This window comes from Secundilactobacillus angelensis, assembly GCF_012641075.1.
In the GTDB taxonomy this organism is placed as follows: domain Bacteria; phylum Bacillota; class Bacilli; order Lactobacillales; family Lactobacillaceae; genus Secundilactobacillus; species Secundilactobacillus angelensis.
This window is the reverse complement of the sequence record NZ_JAAXLJ010000012.1, coordinates 57,062-72,898: the sequence shown is the minus strand read 5'-3', so window position 1 is coordinate 72,898 and position 15,837 is coordinate 57,062. Positions and strand designations below refer to the sequence as shown.

Sequence of the window (15,837 nt, the reverse complement as noted above, 5' to 3'; positions counted from 1 at the left end):
TAATCGTAACATGTGAGGACTTCGTGTCCTTTAATAATTTCCTAAGGCCAATAAAAAACTGGCATTGGCTATTCACCAATACCAGAAATTGTAGACCCAAAACTTTTCCCCATTCACGAGGAAAAGTTTTTTATTTAGCATTATTTTGAGGTGTTAGGACATTTTTGACAATACCTAATCCATACAAAATTACTGCTAACCAGGGTAAAAACGGCATGATAAAAGCGCCAATGGTACTGACAATTTGCCCAGCAGAAGTCATTACTGCGGCGTTTTGATACATGACTACCGCCAGAAGAATCGTGAACCCAGCGGTCACAATTCCCCACCGCTTGAACCGTTGACCACCGACCCAATGATGAGTAACTGATTTCACCAAACCGCCAACAATCATGGCAGCAGCAATCCCTAAAATGCCTAATCCAATGCAGTATACGTAAACTGTTACCCCCAACCCTGTTTGGTTTAAGATTTGATTAATCTGAACATCATGTGCCTTGATGACCTGTCTAGCCACTATGTAGCAGATCAAACTTGGTAGTAACATCCATGTTCCAATCCTCAACTCCGGATTGTTCATTAAGTGAAGGCGACTGTTTTTTCCCGATCGGCGAAGTTGCGATTGTTGCGTGCGCCCATTATTCTCCGGCTGAGACATCGGTTCTGATTGTCTCACTTGTGATTCGGATTGTTCAAAACTGCGCGGCGCCTGAACTTTTTGTAGAAATGAATCCTTACCTGTCAATAATGGATACAAATAACTGACCAGGATAAACAAAGTAAAAATTTCCCAGCGCCAATCATTTAACAATAAACTGACAAGGTAAACCACCAACAAAAACCAGCTATTTGTCAGCATAAACCGACCAACCAGCTTAAGGTGAGCAATATTAGGCATAAGACGTTTTTGCCATGTATCTACCGCTCGCCTCTGACGTCTCATTGGTTTTTCAGTTTTCTCTTGGGATAGATTAAACCCGCATTCTGCACAATAACCTGACCCTGAAGGAATCTTACACCCACAGTTTGGGCATATCGTTGTTGCCATTTTTGTCACTCCGATCTACGAATAGGTCCTTGAATCTAAAATAACTATACGCAATATTCAGACGACAAACAGGCCAAAAGACAAATATTAACGGAATCGAAAGAGTTTCATTTCAAAAAAGCAGGACTCAATCCCCCCTAAACTGGAGAACTGGTTCCTGCTACATCAATCATTTAACCTTTCAGACTCTACCAAATAATCACTTATAATTGGTTGTTTCACGGCGTTTAGGCTTCATAAAATTAATATAATCCCGCAGTTGCCACTGGCCAATCTCAGTACGACGGAATCGCCGGTAGACAATACCAATAAGTAATGGAACCAAGGTCGCAATGAGGACCTGTAACCAAAACGAGCTGATCATGTTTGTCCGCTTCACAATATCCAAAATCATTTTGTGCATATACATAATAATCAAGGAATGACGACCCGTGACGAAGATTGTTTCAACAATGAGTGCAAACGGCGCCAAAATAAGCTTTGCACGAGGACTGGTATAACCGAGTGGATAGGCAATTATTCTACTAATACCAAAAACCACCAAGGTACAAAGGATTGGAATGATACCAACCATTAAAGCTAACTGAGCATGCGTCACCGGCACATTTTCGTAAGCACCAGAAATCTGGTGACTCCGCATGAATAAATCGAAGGAAAGTTTGTCGGCCTTAAGTTGCAAGAATAGCCAGCCAACTACGATTGATGAAGGGATAAACACATACCACTTAACCAAATAGTCCTGACAAAAATGAAACAGGTTATATCCCAATAGCATATAAGCCATTACCAGCACGGCAACATCCATATCCCACGGCGCGGTAACAACCCCAAAGAAATGAAATTTGGTGATTTTAACGTAACTGGTCGACCAGTAGACAAAATACCCTGCAATGAGCAATTGTATAGGTCGGTTCCGGATGAGACTGATGATAACAGTCGTTCCAATAATACCCAAAATATAAGTTTCCGGATACCAGAAGATGGTGGTGTAGTGGCGTAACGCTTGGCCACCATAGAAAAGGTCGATGATGTAGGTCATACTGCGCATAATCGACTTATTATGAATAAATTTATATGCAATAACTAATAGGATACCAGCCAGAAAATAACTCTTGAGTATTGGTACAACTCTCTTTTTGAGAAAGCTCATTACTTTTTGAATATCTTGCAGATCAATCGTTTTTAGAAAAAAACCGGCAATCAAAAAGAAAAGTGGCATGTGCCACCAATACAGAAAATTATATAAATACCGAAAATCCGGGTTTTGCTCAACGAATGGCCGCAAATTATGTCCACATACCACAGCAAACATGCCGATTCCCTTAGCAATATCTAACCAGATAATCCGTTTATGTTTCGGTTTATTCGATAAACTTGACCTTGTGACCTCACTGCTCGTAGCTATATCATTTCCCAAATTGTTGACAAGCTCAGCGTGATTCACTGATAAATATTGACTTTTTGTACCGACCCTAAAATCCATAATAAGAAACCATTCACCCCAATCTCCCATTTCGTTTAAACAGTTAAACGACTAACCTGTACTTATTTGTACAACAGAAAGTTATTAATCAAATGATTAACCGCCAAATTATTGTAATGTAATCGACTATGCTGTGCTCTTGAACCAGTGACTTTCCGCTCTTTATAGCCAATTTTAACATGACTAGTCTTCACCAGATAGCCTAACGAACGGGCGCTAGTGGTTGTGACCAAACCGTCACTATTGGTACCGTCTTTCAAATCTCCGTAAATATTCAAAATACTCAAATTAGCAGGTAGCCGATGATTCGATTTTAACAAATGCTTATACTCTGGACGCTGGATAGCTGGGCGACCACTCTTGCCCAGTGAATTTTGACCAACATAATCATCCCATAGCCGTCCCACTTGAGTATGGGGAGAAGGTTGATCGGCTTTATGTCGATTCAAAATGCCATCAAACGGTCCAGCAATCGTGACGATCCGATGTGGTTTAATTTTTGCTGTTTGTTTAGGATGTTCTTCAAAATAATTGATCCACGCGTAGGAACCCATTGAGTGTCCTATGGCATCATAATTAGTAATGTGGTAACGCTGATTGAGTTCTGGCATAATCTTAGCTAACATTTTACTGTAGTAAAACTCACCAGCATACTTGTTTGCAATGACAATTGGAACGATTTCTCTTTGAGAGTTATCACTGGGATAATTACCAACATAATGAATTCGACTTTTAGAATCCACGTAAACCATGAGATGCTGCTTAGCATGATGAGATTCGCTAAGACTCGCGATAACGTATTTTTCTGAATTATAAGTGCCACCAAACCCATGCAGTAAAATAATGGGGCGGTTTGTCTTTTGCAAGACTTGGCCAGTATGCCCCTGAGGCTTCTGCGCGGCTTGCGTCTGGGTTTCGTGTCTCAGGCTTTTAATGGCTGCCGTCAATTGTGCTTGAATCTGATGCTCCGTTTGGAGCGCCTGGTAGTGGCCAACGCCACCGATAATCAAGCCAGTAAACAAAATTCCAAATAACACTAATAACCATTTGTGTTTAGATAATTGCTGCTTTAATTTACTGATTTGACGTCTTTTCCGTTGGCCCATAAAATGAAGCTTATTCTTCAATTTTTCTCTTGAAAAAGCTGCTACTATGGTCGGGGTCACTTGATACCCGCAATTTGAACAGATAGCAGATCCATCAGAGATCAATTCGCCACAATGCGGGCAAATAATTGTTGCCATACTTTTCACTCCGATCTTATAATAGCTTACTAAATATATTACCACTATCCTAAATATTTGTGTATGACAGTGTGACGACATAAATGTTAAATATTTAAGCCTCACATATTGAGTAAGTGGCATATGCCACGAAAAAACGGATTCCTGCTATGTAGGAACCCGTTTTGTAATTGATATATCTAATGTTTAGCATTAGCATCATCGTCGGATTGAGACTTATCCGTATCTGCCTGCTCCGAGCTAGATTGCTCGTTGGCTCGATACACGCCTGGAATCGATGATGAACTGGCTGGATCAGCACCTAGGTTTGTCGTTAAGAAATCACTTACCGTACGTTCTTCCTCATCTTCTTCTTTGGCATGATCCAATTGGATTTTAATGTCTTCTGAGATCAGTGGTAGTTCAATTTGAAAAATCGAACCGTACCCAAGTGCACTCTCAATGCTAACTTTCCCGTGGTAAGCCTCCACCAATCGTTTGGCAATGGATAATCCTAGTCCATTACCGCCCTTATTTCGGCTACGTGCTTTATCCACGCGGTAAAAGCGATTGAAGACCCGCTCACGATTTTCTTCTGAAATACCTTCACCAAAATCTTGAACGGCGATTTGAGCCACGTGACCACTGGATGACAAGGATAGATGAATTTCCTTGCGTTTAACCGAGTATTTAACAGCGTTATCTAACAAAATGATCAACACCTGTTCAAGGTGATTCCGATAAATTTGCGAGTAGGCGTGTTTTTTAACGTCATCATCCAAGATAAACGTGAAGTCGGGATGAATCATCTTAAAATCATTAAAAACTTGGTTCACCACTTCTTTTATATCAGAAGTTTCATGGTTCATCGTAATTTGAATTTGCTCAGCACGAGTCAGATCCAACATTTCAGTAACCAAGCTCTGCATCCGCTTGGTTTCCTGCATAGCAGCTGAAAGAGACTCATTCAATACTTCAGGGTCGTCTTTCCCCCAGCGTTGAAGCATTTCAATGTGACCTTGAATCACCGCAACTGGTGTGCGCAATTCATGGGAAACATCACCAACAAATTGCTGCTGTTGATCAATGTATCGCTGCATCTGATCAAGCATATCGTTGAACAGCTCACTTAAGTCAGATAATTCATCATTGCGCCGAGTTTCCGGTACCCGATCATCTGACTGAGGATCAGAGCGAACAGCACGCATCGTTTTGTTGAGACCAATGATTGGTTTTAACAACATATCCGCCAAAAAATAGCTGAATACAGAGGCCGCGAAAACTGCTGAAATCACTAGCACCAGCAAAATCAATGAAAAACGATGGCGAGCAGCTTTGTACTCTGTCATTGCATTAGCAACTTGAACGTAGCCAAGCAGCTTATGCCCGTTTTGAGAATAGATTGGTGCTCTGCCAACTAACCCATCGAAATGCTTAGTTTTTTCCATTTTCATTTCCCGCTTGTTCGACAGGCGACTGTTATCCAGTTGCGTATTGCGGGAACTGAAGATTTCTATCTTCTTGGCATTGTAAACTGAAACAGCGGTACTATCTCGGGATAAATCCGTAATCACACTGTTTTGATAAATGTTTGAGTCATCATTAATGGAACCGCTGGGACCATTTAAGCTTGGTTGCAAAGCATTACCAACAGTCGATGCAGAAAAATGTCCTTGCAAATTATCAACTCGACTGATTACCGTGTCCAGTGTGCTGCTAACGTGGGTCCGTTCCTGTTGGAGCAAGACACCTGACAGCCCTTGAAACATCAGCACCGAAAAAGCCACAAAGATAACAAAGACGCCGGTTGCACTACCCAGCGCCCACTTCCACTTCATCGATAACCGATGATGCTTTTTTAAGTTTGTTTCGTTTTCGTTAATCGAAGTCTCAGTTTCACTCATGAACGCATCACGTACCCTGTACCACGAACCGTTTGAATATAACTCTTTTCACCCGGCCGATCAATTTTATTACGTAAGTACCGGACGTAAACATCAACCACGTTGGTCTCGACTTCTGATTCATAACCCCAAACCTTATTCAACAAAACGTCACGTGCAAGTACAACATTGACGTTCTCCATCAGGGTTAACAGCAGTTCATATTCACGTTTAGTTAAGTTGATAACTTCATCGCCGCGACGAACAACCCGATTTTCTTTTTCAATGGTCAAATCTTTGTAAGTGACAGTAGTCTGCTTGAAGTCCTTTTGCTCGCTTTCAATGTGAATTCGGCGAAGCAAGGCCCGCACTCGTGCCAAAAGTTCTTCAATTGCAAATGGTTTAACGATATAGTCATCAGCACCATGATCGAAGCCAGAGACCCGGTCAATAACAGAATCTCGTGCGGTCATCATGATAATTGGCGTACTCTTCACTTCACGAATTCTCCGAGCAACATCAATACCGTTAAGTTCTGGCAGCATCAAATCAAGTAAAATAACATCAAAATCTTCAGCCAGAGCGGCGTCTAAACCAGTCCGACCATTAAATTGCACTTCAGTATCATAACCTTCGTGCTTTAATTCTAGCTCAACAAAGCGAGCTAAGTTTTTTTCATCTTCAATAATTAAAATTCGACTCATCTTAACGAACTCCTCTTATTTATAGTTTTAGTATTTACGCTTAAAAACGTCTGGCACATCGGTAATAGTGTACCATACTGTTAATCAAATTACTTTTCCATCTTACTATATAAATTAAAATTTGGCGAATTAATTCTGCTCTAATGGAAATAATTATCAACAATAGTTAATTTTAACAATTAGTGAAATAAATCTTTTCGTAGATAATTGCTAAAATAATTCAAAAAATCATTGAAATCACGTTTGGGAACCGTTTTCTTAAAAACTGATAGTTTTGAAACGACCCATATTTGCTCAAAATGTCACTTGAAATTGTTAATACTCTGTGGTTAAATAAGATTGTGAAATATTAAACGAAAGAGGTCTTTTTATAATGAAAGCTGCTGTTGTACGCGACCCAGTTGATGGGTATGTAGATATCAAAGATGTCACACTTCGTCCTTTGAACTATGGTGAGGCTTTGGTTGACGTTGAATATTGTGGTTTATGTCACACTGATCTTCACGTGGCTGCTGGTGATTTCGGCAAGGTTCCTGGCCGGATCATTGGTCACGAAGGTGTCGGTATTGTTTCCAAGCTTGGTGAAGGCGTTGAAAACTTAAAAGTTGGCGACCGCGTATCTATTGCTTGGTTCTTCAAAGGCTGCGGTCACTGTGAATATTGTTTAACTGGCCGCGAAACCCTTTGCCGTAACGTACAAAACTCTGGCTTTACTGTTGATGGTGCAATGGCACAACAAGTTATTGTTGATGCCAACTATGCAGTTAAAGTACCAGAAGGCTTGGACCCAGTTGAAGCAACTAGTCTTACTTGTGCAGGTGTTACCATGTACAAGGCGTTAAAAGTCGGCGACACGAAACCTGGTCAATGGGTTGAAGTTGTTGGTGCCGGTGGTTTAGGTAACTTGGCTATCCAATATGCTAAGCATGTCTTTGGCGCGCACGTTGTTGCTGTTGACGGTAATCCTGACAAGTTAAAGGCTGCTAAAGAAATGGGCGCTGATATCTTGATCAACCGGAAGACACAAAACGTTGCTGAAGAAATTCAAAAGCAAGTTGGTGGTGTTAATACAGCCCAAGTTACTGCGGTTAATGACGCAGCGTTTACCCAATCAGTTAATGCTCTTCGTCCAGATGGTCGTTTAGTTGCCGTTGCCCTACCTCAAGGGAACATGGAATTAAACATTGCTAAGACGGTTCTCGATGGTATCCAAGTAGCTGGTTCACTTGTTGGTACTCGTCAAGACTTAGCCGAAACTTTCCAATTCGGTGCTGAAGGTTTGGTACACCCAATCGTTCAAACTCGTCGTTTGAGTGAAATCAACGACATCATCGACGAAATGAAAGCTGGTAAGATTACTGGCCGGATGGTTGTTGACTTTACTAAAGAATAATCAATAAATCTCATGAAAAGAACCGGGGCGCATTCGTGCTCTCCGGTTCTTTTTTGTTCATCTTTGATCCAGCACAACACATCAACCAATCATCCAAGCGAATACCCCCAATAATTGCCTTTTAGGCAATATCGGAGGTATTTTAATGTTGTTCTCTACTCCACTTACCGACGTCCTCACAAGCCAGTTTTAACGACTTAATTTGTACAAAAAAAGAAGCATCCAGAGACCGCGGTTCTCTTGGATGCTTCTTTTTATTAACTAGTTGTTAGTCTTAACAACCTGACGGCCATCATAGAAGCCGCAGTTAGGGCAAACAACGTGTGATTTACGTAATTCACCACAGTTTGGGCAAGCACTCAAATTAGGTACTTGCAACTTAATGTTTCCTCGACGCATACGTTTCTTCGTCTTAGAAGTTTTACGTGCTGGTACAGCCAATGGAAACACCTCCTTAAATTTAAAATTATCCACTAGTGAAAGATTTTTAAGTCCTACTGTTCATCATCTTTCGATGAATCACCAAAAAAGTTTTTTAACTTAGCAAGACGTGGATCAACAGTTTTAGAATCTGATTCTTTGGCCTCTTGGTCGCCTTCAATGGTTACCTCCCAGCCTTGGCCTTCCGGTAACTTATCAGCTGACTGTTCAGCTTTCGTCAGTACTTGCATCGGAATCTGTAATAACAGATTGTCAGCAATTGCTTTATCAACATCAATCACGTCATCTTCAACGACAAGAACAACATCAGACTTTTCGTATCGGGTTAAAGCCGCCTGAGAGGCAACGTAGAACTCGGTAACATCAAAATCCGTAGGTAGTTCAACCGGTGTCAGTGAACGTGTCGATGGTACGGTTAAAGTGGCTGAAACGTGCGTGTAAAACAACACGTCGCCATTATTATCAACACTTGCCATCCCATTGATGTGAACTGGCGTTACGTCAAGCACTTCATCCGGATAACGTTCCATCAGATCAGCTTTTAAATCCAGGGCCTCATCGAATTTTAGTGGTTCATGTCGGTACTCTTTTTGTAACTCGGATAACGACAACTTCAATTCAGTATCCTCCTAACGCAACTTTATTATTATAACTATGGGTTGAGGCGATGTCAAGGGAATTTACATGACACGTCGCAAACAACTTCAGGATCAGATTTAAAACTCAAACCTGATCAAAAATTAAATGATTATAGCATGCTGCAATCGATCTTGGTCAACACCAGTCAACATTTGACGCACCATCCCTGCCTGATAATCAAGTCGATATGGGCCATCAATCCAGTCATCCGTTACACGGGAAATTAATGGGAGAGTAGCCTGCTTCTTTACTTGATTGAGATGTTGCTGCCCCACACCATTAAACCCTAACACTCGGATATATCTGGCCTCACTAGGTAACTCTACCCGATTGACCTGCATTAAAATATAGACGCATAAGCGTTGTAACCGTGCATACGTAAACCGTTTAGTCTTGGCAGATTTTAAGAAATCCGCAAAGTCTTTGCTTGTTAGAGCCGCCTGTTTCAATCGGTACTCGATCCCCTCACTCATTTGATACACCTGGTGTAAATCGGTAAGTGAAGTTGAAAGTAACTGATAACGCAAGTATGGCCAGAAATCATCCCACGTAACCAATTGATTTTTTCTCAGCGTGGCCAAGGTTTCAGCAGGAACCAGTTTTGACACAGCTGACCAGTCAGAAGACTGAACCGCCCCACGAATGGCCGCCCCACTGGCAATTGTTGAATCACCATCTATTTGTGTTTCCTGATGGGAACTTCCCAGCCGTTCAATTGGCAGAACCGCTAATGGTTTCTCCAATTGATCATTAGCAGCCACATAGCTAAACCCTAATATATCATTTGAAGCACGCAGGTTCATGCCTGTCTGGGCTTGTAAATAATCATTAAACAGCGTGGGATACGTCTCATTAAACTGTTTAAAATGACTGCTGGCGTTGGTTGGTTGATTAGCCACCAACGTCTCAAAGTCCATTTCAGGATGCTCGGCTCCAAAAGCAAGATGTGTACACCCTAGGATTGATAAGAGCCGAACCGCCCCTTGAGCAAACAGATGCGCCGGCTGAACGGCAAATTGAAAGGGTAATTCAATAACCAGATCGGCTCCTCCCAACAGTGCCAACCGGGTACGCTGCCACTTATCAAGCAACGCAGGTTCCCCACGTTGCACCCAATTGCCACTCATCACAGCTATCGTCACATCTGCATGAGCCAGCTTCTTAGCTCGTTGCAAGTGATAAACATGACCGTTATGAAACGGATTGTATTCAGCTACAATGCCCAAAACATTTACGATGATGTCCATCTCCTTGCAATCGAATGTTTGATTTACTTACCGCAAACGAAGAACCAGCGAGTTGTATCCGACTTAATATTGGTCTTACCAAAGTCAGCACTGACCTTGACTTGCTTAAAACCGGCTGACTTTAATAAGCGTTGATAAGTTGCCAATTCGTAAGTCCGCTCATGGTGTAGTTCGGCGACTTCATCGTAAGCACCCTTATTTTCATTATAGGTAAAGAAAGTTAAATCATGGTCAACTGAGTGGGATTGCTCCCCTGCTTCACTAGACCACATAAAAGCTCTGTCAGTATCCCGGTAATTATACATATAACCCGGATAAACCGTATCTGTCTGATATGGTGAGATAACATCAAACAAAAATTGCCCATCATCATCAAGATGACGTGCAACTTGTTCAAATGTCTTCAACAGTGACTCTTCATCCGGAAGATAACACAGCGAGTCTGCGAAACACGTTACAGTGTGGTACCTTTGTAAATCGCTAAGATCCAACATATTACCTTCGATCAAAGGTAACGCGATATCAGCCTCGCGGGCATGCTGATCTGCTAAACTAAGCATCTCATCTGAGAGATCAAAGCCCGTCACATCATAACCATCTTGTGCTAATAAAACAGCTAAACGACCCGCACCACAGGCTAATTCTAACAATGGCTGCTGCTTATCGGGGACCTGCTGCTCAACAAACGTTCGCCATTCTAGATATAATTCACTGTCAAACAGCTCATCGTATAATTTGGCAAAGGTCTGATAAATCATGCTTCGACCCAGTCATCAACGTTGACTAGCGGTGCTTCTGACCATAATTTTTCCAAATTATAATGTGCTCGTTCGTCCTTCTGGAAAACGTGAACCATCACATCACCAAGGTCAATCAAGACCCAGCGAGCAGCGTCACGACCTTCAATCCGTTTAACGGGAATATCAGCCTTCTCACAGGCCTCTTGAATGTTATCAGTGATCGCTTGTACTTGACGACCAGAAGTCGCGTCAGTAATCATAAAATAGTCCGTAATGAGGCTCACCTGTTGCATATCTAGAGCAACGATATCTTCCGCCCGCTTGTCTGAGGCAGCCTTAACAACAACTTGCAAAATATCTTTACTATTCATCAAATTCCTCCGTTAATCATTCAGTCCGCTTTGGGGAACCCAAGCGTTATAAGTATCAATTGTTTTTGGATAAATCCGTTGATTATTTTCCAGCAAATATAACAGTGTATGCTTCGTCTGATAAGCCACCGCCAGTTCAAGACTCTGAGAGGTTAAAAGTCGTGCTTTTTCAACGCCATCAAAGTCCCGAGCCGGTTCGATGTAATCAGCCATATAGATAATCTGGGCCAGTTTGGTCATATAACGGTTCCCGGTCGTATGGTAGCGCACCGCATCCAAAATATCTTCATCTGTAATATCCAATTCAGACTTAATCAGCTCGGCACCCACGATTCCATGCCAAATAGCGTTGTTCCAGTTCACTAAATCGGGGTCTAGTTGGAAGTGTTTGATTGCTTTAATAAAATCCTCATCAGGCCGTTGCTTAGCATAATCGTGAACTAACCCCGCAATGGAGGCTTTTTCAACGTTAACACCATATTGCTTAGCTAATTGTATAGCCGTCTGTTCCACTCGCTGGACATGTTCAAAACGAGCCGGTTTCAACTGCTTTGAGATTTTGGCCAATAACTGATCACGGCTATCCACGGTGTATCGACCAGTATACGTTACTTCTTCACTCATGATATAACTGTCGCTCCTTAATATACTTCGCAACGGAATCCTTTACAAAGTATCTGATTGACTGTCCTTGCCTAATTCGGCTTCGAATCATCGATGAACTGACATCAATCAAGGGAATATCAACCCATAAAACTGGGTATTTAGAGGTTACCGGGTAGTTTTCGCGACGAACACCCACAAATTGAACCAATTTAACTAAATCATCGATTCGATACCACTTCGGTAAATAATCAACCATGTCGCCACCAATAATAAAGTAATACTCGTTTTCAGGGTGTTTTCGCTTTAATTCCAACATCGTATCGTACGTGTAACTAACACCACCACGCTGGACTTCAGCGAGTTCAATCCCAAAATTAGGATTATCCGCAATACTAGCAGCAACCATTTTCACACGATCAGCGGCGTCAATGGCCACTTTCCGATCAACGTGTGGCGGGTTAGCATCCGGCATAAAGAGAACCCGATCCAACCCTAGCTGGGTCATGACTTGGTCTGCCATGATCAGGTGACCAATATGCGGTGGATTAAACGTCCCACCAAGAATACCAATTCGCTTCTTCTTGATAGTAGCTGCCAACTGTTCAACAACCTTGGTTTTCGTCTGCTCAACTACCTTAACCATCGTGATTTCCCCTTACTTCAAAATGATTATGCTAATTTTTTTACTTGTAATGAAAGATCCTGATATTTTTCTTCTGATGCTGGCTGAAATAAAACGAGTACCCGGCCAATAGTTTGGACTACCTGTATTGCGGTATTATCCTCAATGTAAGCTTGCACTTCTTCAACCGTTTCATCAGCACTCTGCTGAAGATTGATCTTGATCAGTTCACGTTTTTGTAGGGCACCGTCCAATTGGGCTAACCAAGTTTGGTTAAGTCCGTTTTTACCGACTGAAAAAATCGGGTTTAGATGGTGCGCTTGGGCACGTAAAAACCGCTTTTGTTTACCTTTTAAATTCAAATTAATTTCTCCTTATATCATTGCTCGGCGAACGACAACACCAACGCCTTTAGGGGCATAGCCAGCAACAACTACGCCAGCGGGAACGGTAATCCAACCAAGTCCTTCAAAAACCAGATCACTCTTGTCGGTGATTTTAAACTCGTGTCTTTCCAGAGGTGGCAGATCATTATCGGGACTTTCAGGTGGCGTCAGTAAATCACCGACGTGTTTGCTGTAAAAGTTATCCGCATTTTCCAACTTAGTACGATGTAAAGGTAAGTTGTTTTCAACGTATACTGTAAAACCATGTTTGGGACCAGAAACGTAATCAAAACGAGCAACACCCGCCAAGAAAATCGTTTGTTGATCATTCAATTGATAAACTTTTGGCTTGATCTGCTTTTGTGGCGTCACAATTTTTAATTCTTTACCCGACAGATAATGGGCCATCTGTGATGGGTGAATGATTCCAGGTGTATCCACCAAAACGTGATCGTCATCCAGCGGAATTTCAATTTTATCTAACGTGGTCCCTGGGAACCGAGAAGTGGTAATCACATCTTTGGCGCCAGTACTACGCCGAATAATTTGATTGATCAGTGTCGACTTACCTACGTTGGTAACACCGACAATGTATACATCACGATTATCACGATGTTTTTCAACCATATCTAAAAATTGATCCACGGATTGATTAGTCTTAGCTGATAATAAGGAAACGTCGATTGGACGAATTCCCTGTTCGTTAGCTCGTTGTCGTAACCAGTCGCGTAATTTTGAACGGCGCAGCGAACTTGGCAGCAGATCTTCCTTGTTTCCAACCAACATCACGGGGTTATCCCCAACAAATCGATGTAAGCCAGGAATAATTGAACCGTTAAAATCGAAAATATCGACAACATAGACGATCAGCGCATTAGCATCACGAATTTGTGTCAACAACCGCAGAAAATCGTCGTCAGTTAAACCAACGGGAACGATTTCGTTGTAGTGCCGCAATCTGAAGCAACGCTGACAATATAATTCGCCGGTTTCCAGTCCCTTATCTAATGCAGATTGTGGCGTGTAGCCAGGTTTATTTTTATCGGTGGTCTGAATCTGGGCGCCGCAACCAATACAATAAACGGCCTCACCATCAACTAATACTTCATCTTTATTTGTTTCGCTCATTAATTAAGTCCTTTCGAAACTTGAGTTCTGGATGCTTCCTAAGCATTGCGTGCATCACAAATCGCTCGAAGAACCGATTGATTCGCGTATTCCACGCATCGCTTTCAATAATTGGTCTGACCAAAATGCTACGAATCTTACTAAAGTTTGCTGCAGCAATATCCGTTAGTAATTGATCACCAACCATCACAACTTCATTTTCAGAAACCTGATATTGACGCATCGCCCGCCGAATACCACCCGAAAATGGTTTTAGCGCGCGTGAGATAAAGGGAAGCTGTAACGCAGCCACCGCTTTTTTTACCCGCCGGTGAGAATTGTTTGACACAACCACCAACTGAATGTTTTCACGTTCCAAGGACGTCATCCAGTCCCTGAGTTCTTCTGTCCCATAAGGGTTATTCCATGCAATAAGGGTATTATCAAGGTCTGTCAAAACGACTTTGATTCCCAATTGTTTCAACTCTTTAGGGTTAATATTATAAGTCGCTTCGATCATCCAAGTTGGTGTAAATTGCGCTAACATTGACTAACTCCTTTATCCTGTACTGAGAGTTTATTATACGAGATTTTTGCTGATATTACTACGATTATAGCGCATCTCTATCAAATCAAACAAAAACGAGGTTGGAAGTCTTCATCCAGCCTCGTTTAGGTTTAAAATTATAATGCCTTTTTTGCTTCGTCAGCTAATGCCTTGAAAGCATCAGCATCGTTAACAGCTAAGTCAGCTAACATCTTACGGTTAACTTCGATGTTGGCTTGCTTCAAACCAAACATCATCTTGCTGTAGCTTAAACCGTTTAAACGGGCTGCAGCGTTGATCCGAGCGATCCAAAGACGACGGAAGTTACGCTTGTTAGCCTTCCGGTCACGGTAGGCGTATTGGTAACCCTTCATTACTTGATCCTTAGCAACCTTAAACAAACGGTGCTTTGAACCACGGTAACCCTTAGCTAATTTAAGAATCTTTTTGTGACGTGCGCGTGTTACTGTTCCACCTTTTACTCGTGGCATATTAAATTCCTCCTAATACTTACGGTTATCATCGTTTTTGAACGATTAAATTCATGATCAACTTTCGAATTACTTTTGCAGTAATTGACGATAAGTTTTCTTAATCGTGTTAGATTTCATCATTGAAGTCCCACGTAATTGACGACGTTGCTTCTTGGTCTTACCGTGGAAACGGTGACTCGTGTAAGCATTCGCACTCTTAATGCCGCCTTTTGCTGTTACTTTAAAACGCTTGGCACTGGCGCGGTTTGTCTTCATCTTTGGCATAATCGAAAATCCTCCTCAAATACTAACTAACTAGTCTTCTTTTTTTGGTGCAAGCATCAAAAACATGCTCCGTCCGTCCATCTTTGGGCGTTGTTCAACGGTTGCAACATCGCTTGTTTCTTCAGCCATCCGGTTCAAAACTTGACGACCAATATCTTTATGGGTAATGGCACGACCTTTGAATCGAATTGAGACACGAACTTTTTCGCCCTTTGCCAAGAACTTCTTAGCGTTCTTCAGCTTAGTGTTAAAATCGTTCGTATCAATTGATGGACTTAAGCGAACTTCCTTCACGCTAACGACCTTTTGCTTCTTACGAGCCTCACGTTGCTTCTTTTGCATCTCGAAACGGTACTTCCCGTAATCCATGATCCGGGCTACCGGTGGCTTAGCTTTCGCAGCCACTAAGACAAGATCCAAATCTGCATCTTCAGCCAGTTGAAGCGCGTCCCGCTTACTCTTGATGCCCAATTGTTCGCCGTTATTACCGATCAACCGAACTTCTCGAGCACGGATTCCTTCGTTAACCATCATATCGTTTGCTATGGTCATTCACCTCCGAGTGATTTTGAAAACAATGAAACGTAAGTCCTACCCAAACAAATAACGGGTACGCTATGCGCACCCGTTAAATACCCA

Annotated in this window: 19 protein-coding genes and 1 other annotated feature (1 of these 20 running past the window's edge); of the genes, 1 reads left to right on the top strand and 18 read right to left on the bottom strand. The window is 42.0% G+C overall.

Going from position 1 to position 15,837, the window contains the following annotated elements:
* Positions 1–130: 130 nt before the first annotated feature.
* The 5 genes from HC026_RS07885 to HC026_RS07865 all read right to left on the bottom strand — a co-directional run bounded on the left by HC026_RS07885 (position 131) and on the right by HC026_RS07865 (position 6,341).
* The gene (locus tag HC026_RS07885) at positions 131–898 is read right to left on the bottom strand and encodes a hypothetical protein (RefSeq protein ID WP_168925444.1); all 768 of its coding nucleotides are present in this window, start codon (positions 896–898) and stop codon (positions 131–133) included.
* Between the two features lie 349 nt (positions 899–1,247).
* On the bottom strand, positions 1,248–2,531 hold the full coding sequence (locus HC026_RS07880) for an acyltransferase family protein (protein WP_332871178.1): 1,284 nt from the start codon (positions 2,529–2,531) through the stop codon (positions 1,248–1,250).
* Positions 2,532–2,593: 62 nt separating this feature from the next.
* Complete coding sequence (locus tag HC026_RS07875) at positions 2,594–3,775, bottom strand: alpha/beta hydrolase (RefSeq protein ID WP_168925449.1); 1,182 nt, start codon at positions 3,773–3,775, stop codon at positions 2,594–2,596.
* Positions 3,776–3,954: 179 nt separating this feature from the next.
* A complete protein-coding gene (locus tag HC026_RS07870; protein ID WP_168925442.1) occupies positions 3,955–5,658 on the bottom strand; it encodes a HAMP domain-containing sensor histidine kinase in 1,704 nt (567 codons plus the stop codon).
* Positions 5,655–6,341 (bottom strand): response regulator transcription factor, encoded by a 687-nt coding sequence (locus HC026_RS07865; protein ID WP_054655009.1) that lies wholly within the window; start codon positions 6,339–6,341, stop codon positions 5,655–5,657. Before HC026_RS07865 ends, HC026_RS07870 begins: the two co-directional genes overlap by 4 nt.
* 373 nt (positions 6,342–6,714) lie before the next feature.
* Between HC026_RS07865 and adhP the strand changes: the two genes are divergently transcribed.
* The gene (adhP, locus tag HC026_RS07860; RefSeq protein WP_168925441.1) at positions 6,715–7,734 is read left to right on the top strand and encodes an alcohol dehydrogenase AdhP; all 1,020 of its coding nucleotides are present in this window, start codon (positions 6,715–6,717) and stop codon (positions 7,732–7,734) included.
* Between the two features lie 261 nt (positions 7,735–7,995).
* Here adhP and rpmF read toward each other — a convergent pair whose 3' ends face one another.
* From rpmF to infC, 13 genes are all read right to left on the bottom strand, one after another.
* Positions 7,996–8,175: a 50S ribosomal protein L32 gene (rpmF, locus tag HC026_RS07855; RefSeq protein ID WP_054655005.1), complete on the bottom strand. Its 180-nt coding sequence runs from the start codon at positions 8,173–8,175 to the stop codon at positions 7,996–7,998.
* A gap of 53 nt (positions 8,176–8,228) precedes the next feature.
* The gene (locus HC026_RS07850; RefSeq protein ID WP_168925440.1) at positions 8,229–8,792 is read right to left on the bottom strand and encodes a DUF177 domain-containing protein; all 564 of its coding nucleotides are present in this window, start codon (positions 8,790–8,792) and stop codon (positions 8,229–8,231) included.
* Positions 8,793–8,915: 123 nt separating this feature from the next.
* Positions 8,916–10,055, bottom strand: coding sequence for a nucleotidyltransferase (locus HC026_RS07845; RefSeq protein ID WP_408640990.1), 1,140 nt, complete (start codon positions 10,053–10,055; stop codon positions 8,916–8,918).
* Between the two features lie 29 nt (positions 10,056–10,084).
* The gene (locus HC026_RS07840; RefSeq protein ID WP_168925438.1) at positions 10,085–10,819 is read right to left on the bottom strand and encodes a class I SAM-dependent DNA methyltransferase; all 735 of its coding nucleotides are present in this window, start codon (positions 10,817–10,819) and stop codon (positions 10,085–10,087) included.
* A complete protein-coding gene (gene rsfS, locus HC026_RS07835; protein WP_168925437.1) occupies positions 10,816–11,172 on the bottom strand; it encodes a ribosome silencing factor in 357 nt (118 codons plus the stop codon). The genes HC026_RS07840 and rsfS overlap by 4 nt, the downstream gene beginning before the upstream one ends.
* 12 nt (positions 11,173–11,184) lie before the next feature.
* Positions 11,185–11,796 (bottom strand): bis(5'-nucleosyl)-tetraphosphatase (symmetrical) YqeK, encoded by a 612-nt coding sequence (gene yqeK, locus HC026_RS07830; RefSeq protein WP_168925436.1) that lies wholly within the window; start codon positions 11,794–11,796, stop codon positions 11,185–11,187.
* Complete coding sequence (locus HC026_RS07825; protein ID WP_168925435.1) at positions 11,789–12,421, bottom strand: nicotinate-nucleotide adenylyltransferase; 633 nt, start codon at positions 12,419–12,421, stop codon at positions 11,789–11,791. The genes yqeK and HC026_RS07825 overlap by 8 nt, the downstream gene beginning before the upstream one ends.
* Before the next feature lie 26 nt (positions 12,422–12,447).
* Positions 12,448–12,762 (bottom strand): ribosome assembly RNA-binding protein YhbY, encoded by a 315-nt coding sequence (gene yhbY / locus HC026_RS07820; RefSeq protein ID WP_168925434.1) that lies wholly within the window; start codon positions 12,760–12,762, stop codon positions 12,448–12,450.
* Positions 12,763–12,774: 12 nt separating this feature from the next.
* Complete coding sequence (gene yqeH / locus HC026_RS07815; RefSeq protein ID WP_168925433.1) at positions 12,775–13,914, bottom strand: ribosome biogenesis GTPase YqeH; 1,140 nt, start codon at positions 13,912–13,914, stop codon at positions 12,775–12,777.
* Positions 13,898–14,440: a YqeG family HAD IIIA-type phosphatase gene (locus HC026_RS07810; RefSeq protein WP_168925432.1), complete on the bottom strand. Its 543-nt coding sequence runs from the start codon at positions 14,438–14,440 to the stop codon at positions 13,898–13,900. Before HC026_RS07810 ends, yqeH begins: the two co-directional genes overlap by 17 nt.
* Before the next feature lie 137 nt (positions 14,441–14,577).
* Positions 14,578–14,931, bottom strand: coding sequence for a 50S ribosomal protein L20 (gene rplT, locus HC026_RS07805; RefSeq protein WP_168925431.1), 354 nt, complete (start codon positions 14,929–14,931; stop codon positions 14,578–14,580).
* Between the two features lie 69 nt (positions 14,932–15,000).
* Positions 15,001–15,198 (bottom strand): 50S ribosomal protein L35, encoded by a 198-nt coding sequence (rpmI, locus tag HC026_RS07800; protein WP_054654993.1) that lies wholly within the window; start codon positions 15,196–15,198, stop codon positions 15,001–15,003.
* A 30-nt stretch (positions 15,199–15,228) separates the two neighbouring features.
* On the bottom strand, positions 15,229–15,732 hold the full coding sequence (gene infC, locus HC026_RS07795) for a translation initiation factor IF-3 (protein WP_168925448.1): 504 nt from the start codon (positions 15,730–15,732) through the stop codon (positions 15,229–15,231).
* A gap of 58 nt (positions 15,733–15,790) precedes the next feature.
* Positions 15,791–15,837, bottom strand: a sequence feature (ribosomal protein L20 leader region); it runs 84 nt beyond the window's last position.

Bases quoted from the DNA above. Each gene is read 5' to 3' on its own strand.
- HC026_RS07885 (WP_168925444.1), bottom strand. From the start codon at position 898: ATGCCTAATATTGCTCACCTTAAGCTGGTTGGTCGGTTTATGCTGACA.
- HC026_RS07880 (WP_332871178.1), bottom strand. From the start codon at position 2,531: ATGGATTTTAGGGTCGGTACAAAAAGTCAATATTTATCAGTGAATCAC.
- HC026_RS07875 (WP_168925449.1), bottom strand. From the start codon at position 3,775: ATGGCAACAATTATTTGCCCGCATTGTGGCGAATTGATCTCTGATGGA.
- HC026_RS07870 (WP_168925442.1), bottom strand. From the start codon at position 5,658: ATGAGTGAAACTGAGACTTCGATTAACGAAAACGAAACAAACTTAAAA.
- HC026_RS07865 (WP_054655009.1), bottom strand. From the start codon at position 6,341: ATGAGTCGAATTTTAATTATTGAAGATGAAAAAAACTTAGCTCGCTTT.
- adhP (WP_168925441.1), top strand. From the start codon at position 6,715: ATGAAAGCTGCTGTTGTACGCGACCCAGTTGATGGGTATGTAGATATC.
- HC026_RS07840 (WP_168925438.1), bottom strand. From the start codon at position 10,819: ATGATTTATCAGACCTTTGCCAAATTATACGATGAGCTGTTTGACAGT.
- rsfS (WP_168925437.1), bottom strand. From the start codon at position 11,172: ATGAATAGTAAAGATATTTTGCAAGTTGTTGTTAAGGCTGCCTCAGAC.
- yqeK (WP_168925436.1), bottom strand. From the start codon at position 11,796: ATGAGTGAAGAAGTAACGTATACTGGTCGATACACCGTGGATAGCCGT.
- HC026_RS07825 (WP_168925435.1), bottom strand. From the start codon at position 12,421: ATGGTTAAGGTAGTTGAGCAGACGAAAACCAAGGTTGTTGAACAGTTG.
- yqeH (WP_168925433.1), bottom strand. From the start codon at position 13,914: ATGAGCGAAACAAATAAAGATGAAGTATTAGTTGATGGTGAGGCCGTT.
- HC026_RS07810 (WP_168925432.1), bottom strand. From the start codon at position 14,440: ATGTTAGCGCAATTTACACCAACTTGGATGATCGAAGCGACTTATAAT.
- rplT (WP_168925431.1), bottom strand. From the start codon at position 14,931: ATGCCACGAGTAAAAGGTGGAACAGTAACACGCGCACGTCACAAAAAG.
- rpmI (WP_054654993.1), bottom strand. From the start codon at position 15,198: ATGCCAAAGATGAAGACAAACCGCGCCAGTGCCAAGCGTTTTAAAGTA.
- infC (WP_168925448.1), bottom strand. From the start codon at position 15,732: ATGATGGTTAACGAAGGAATCCGTGCTCGAGAAGTTCGGTTGATCGGT.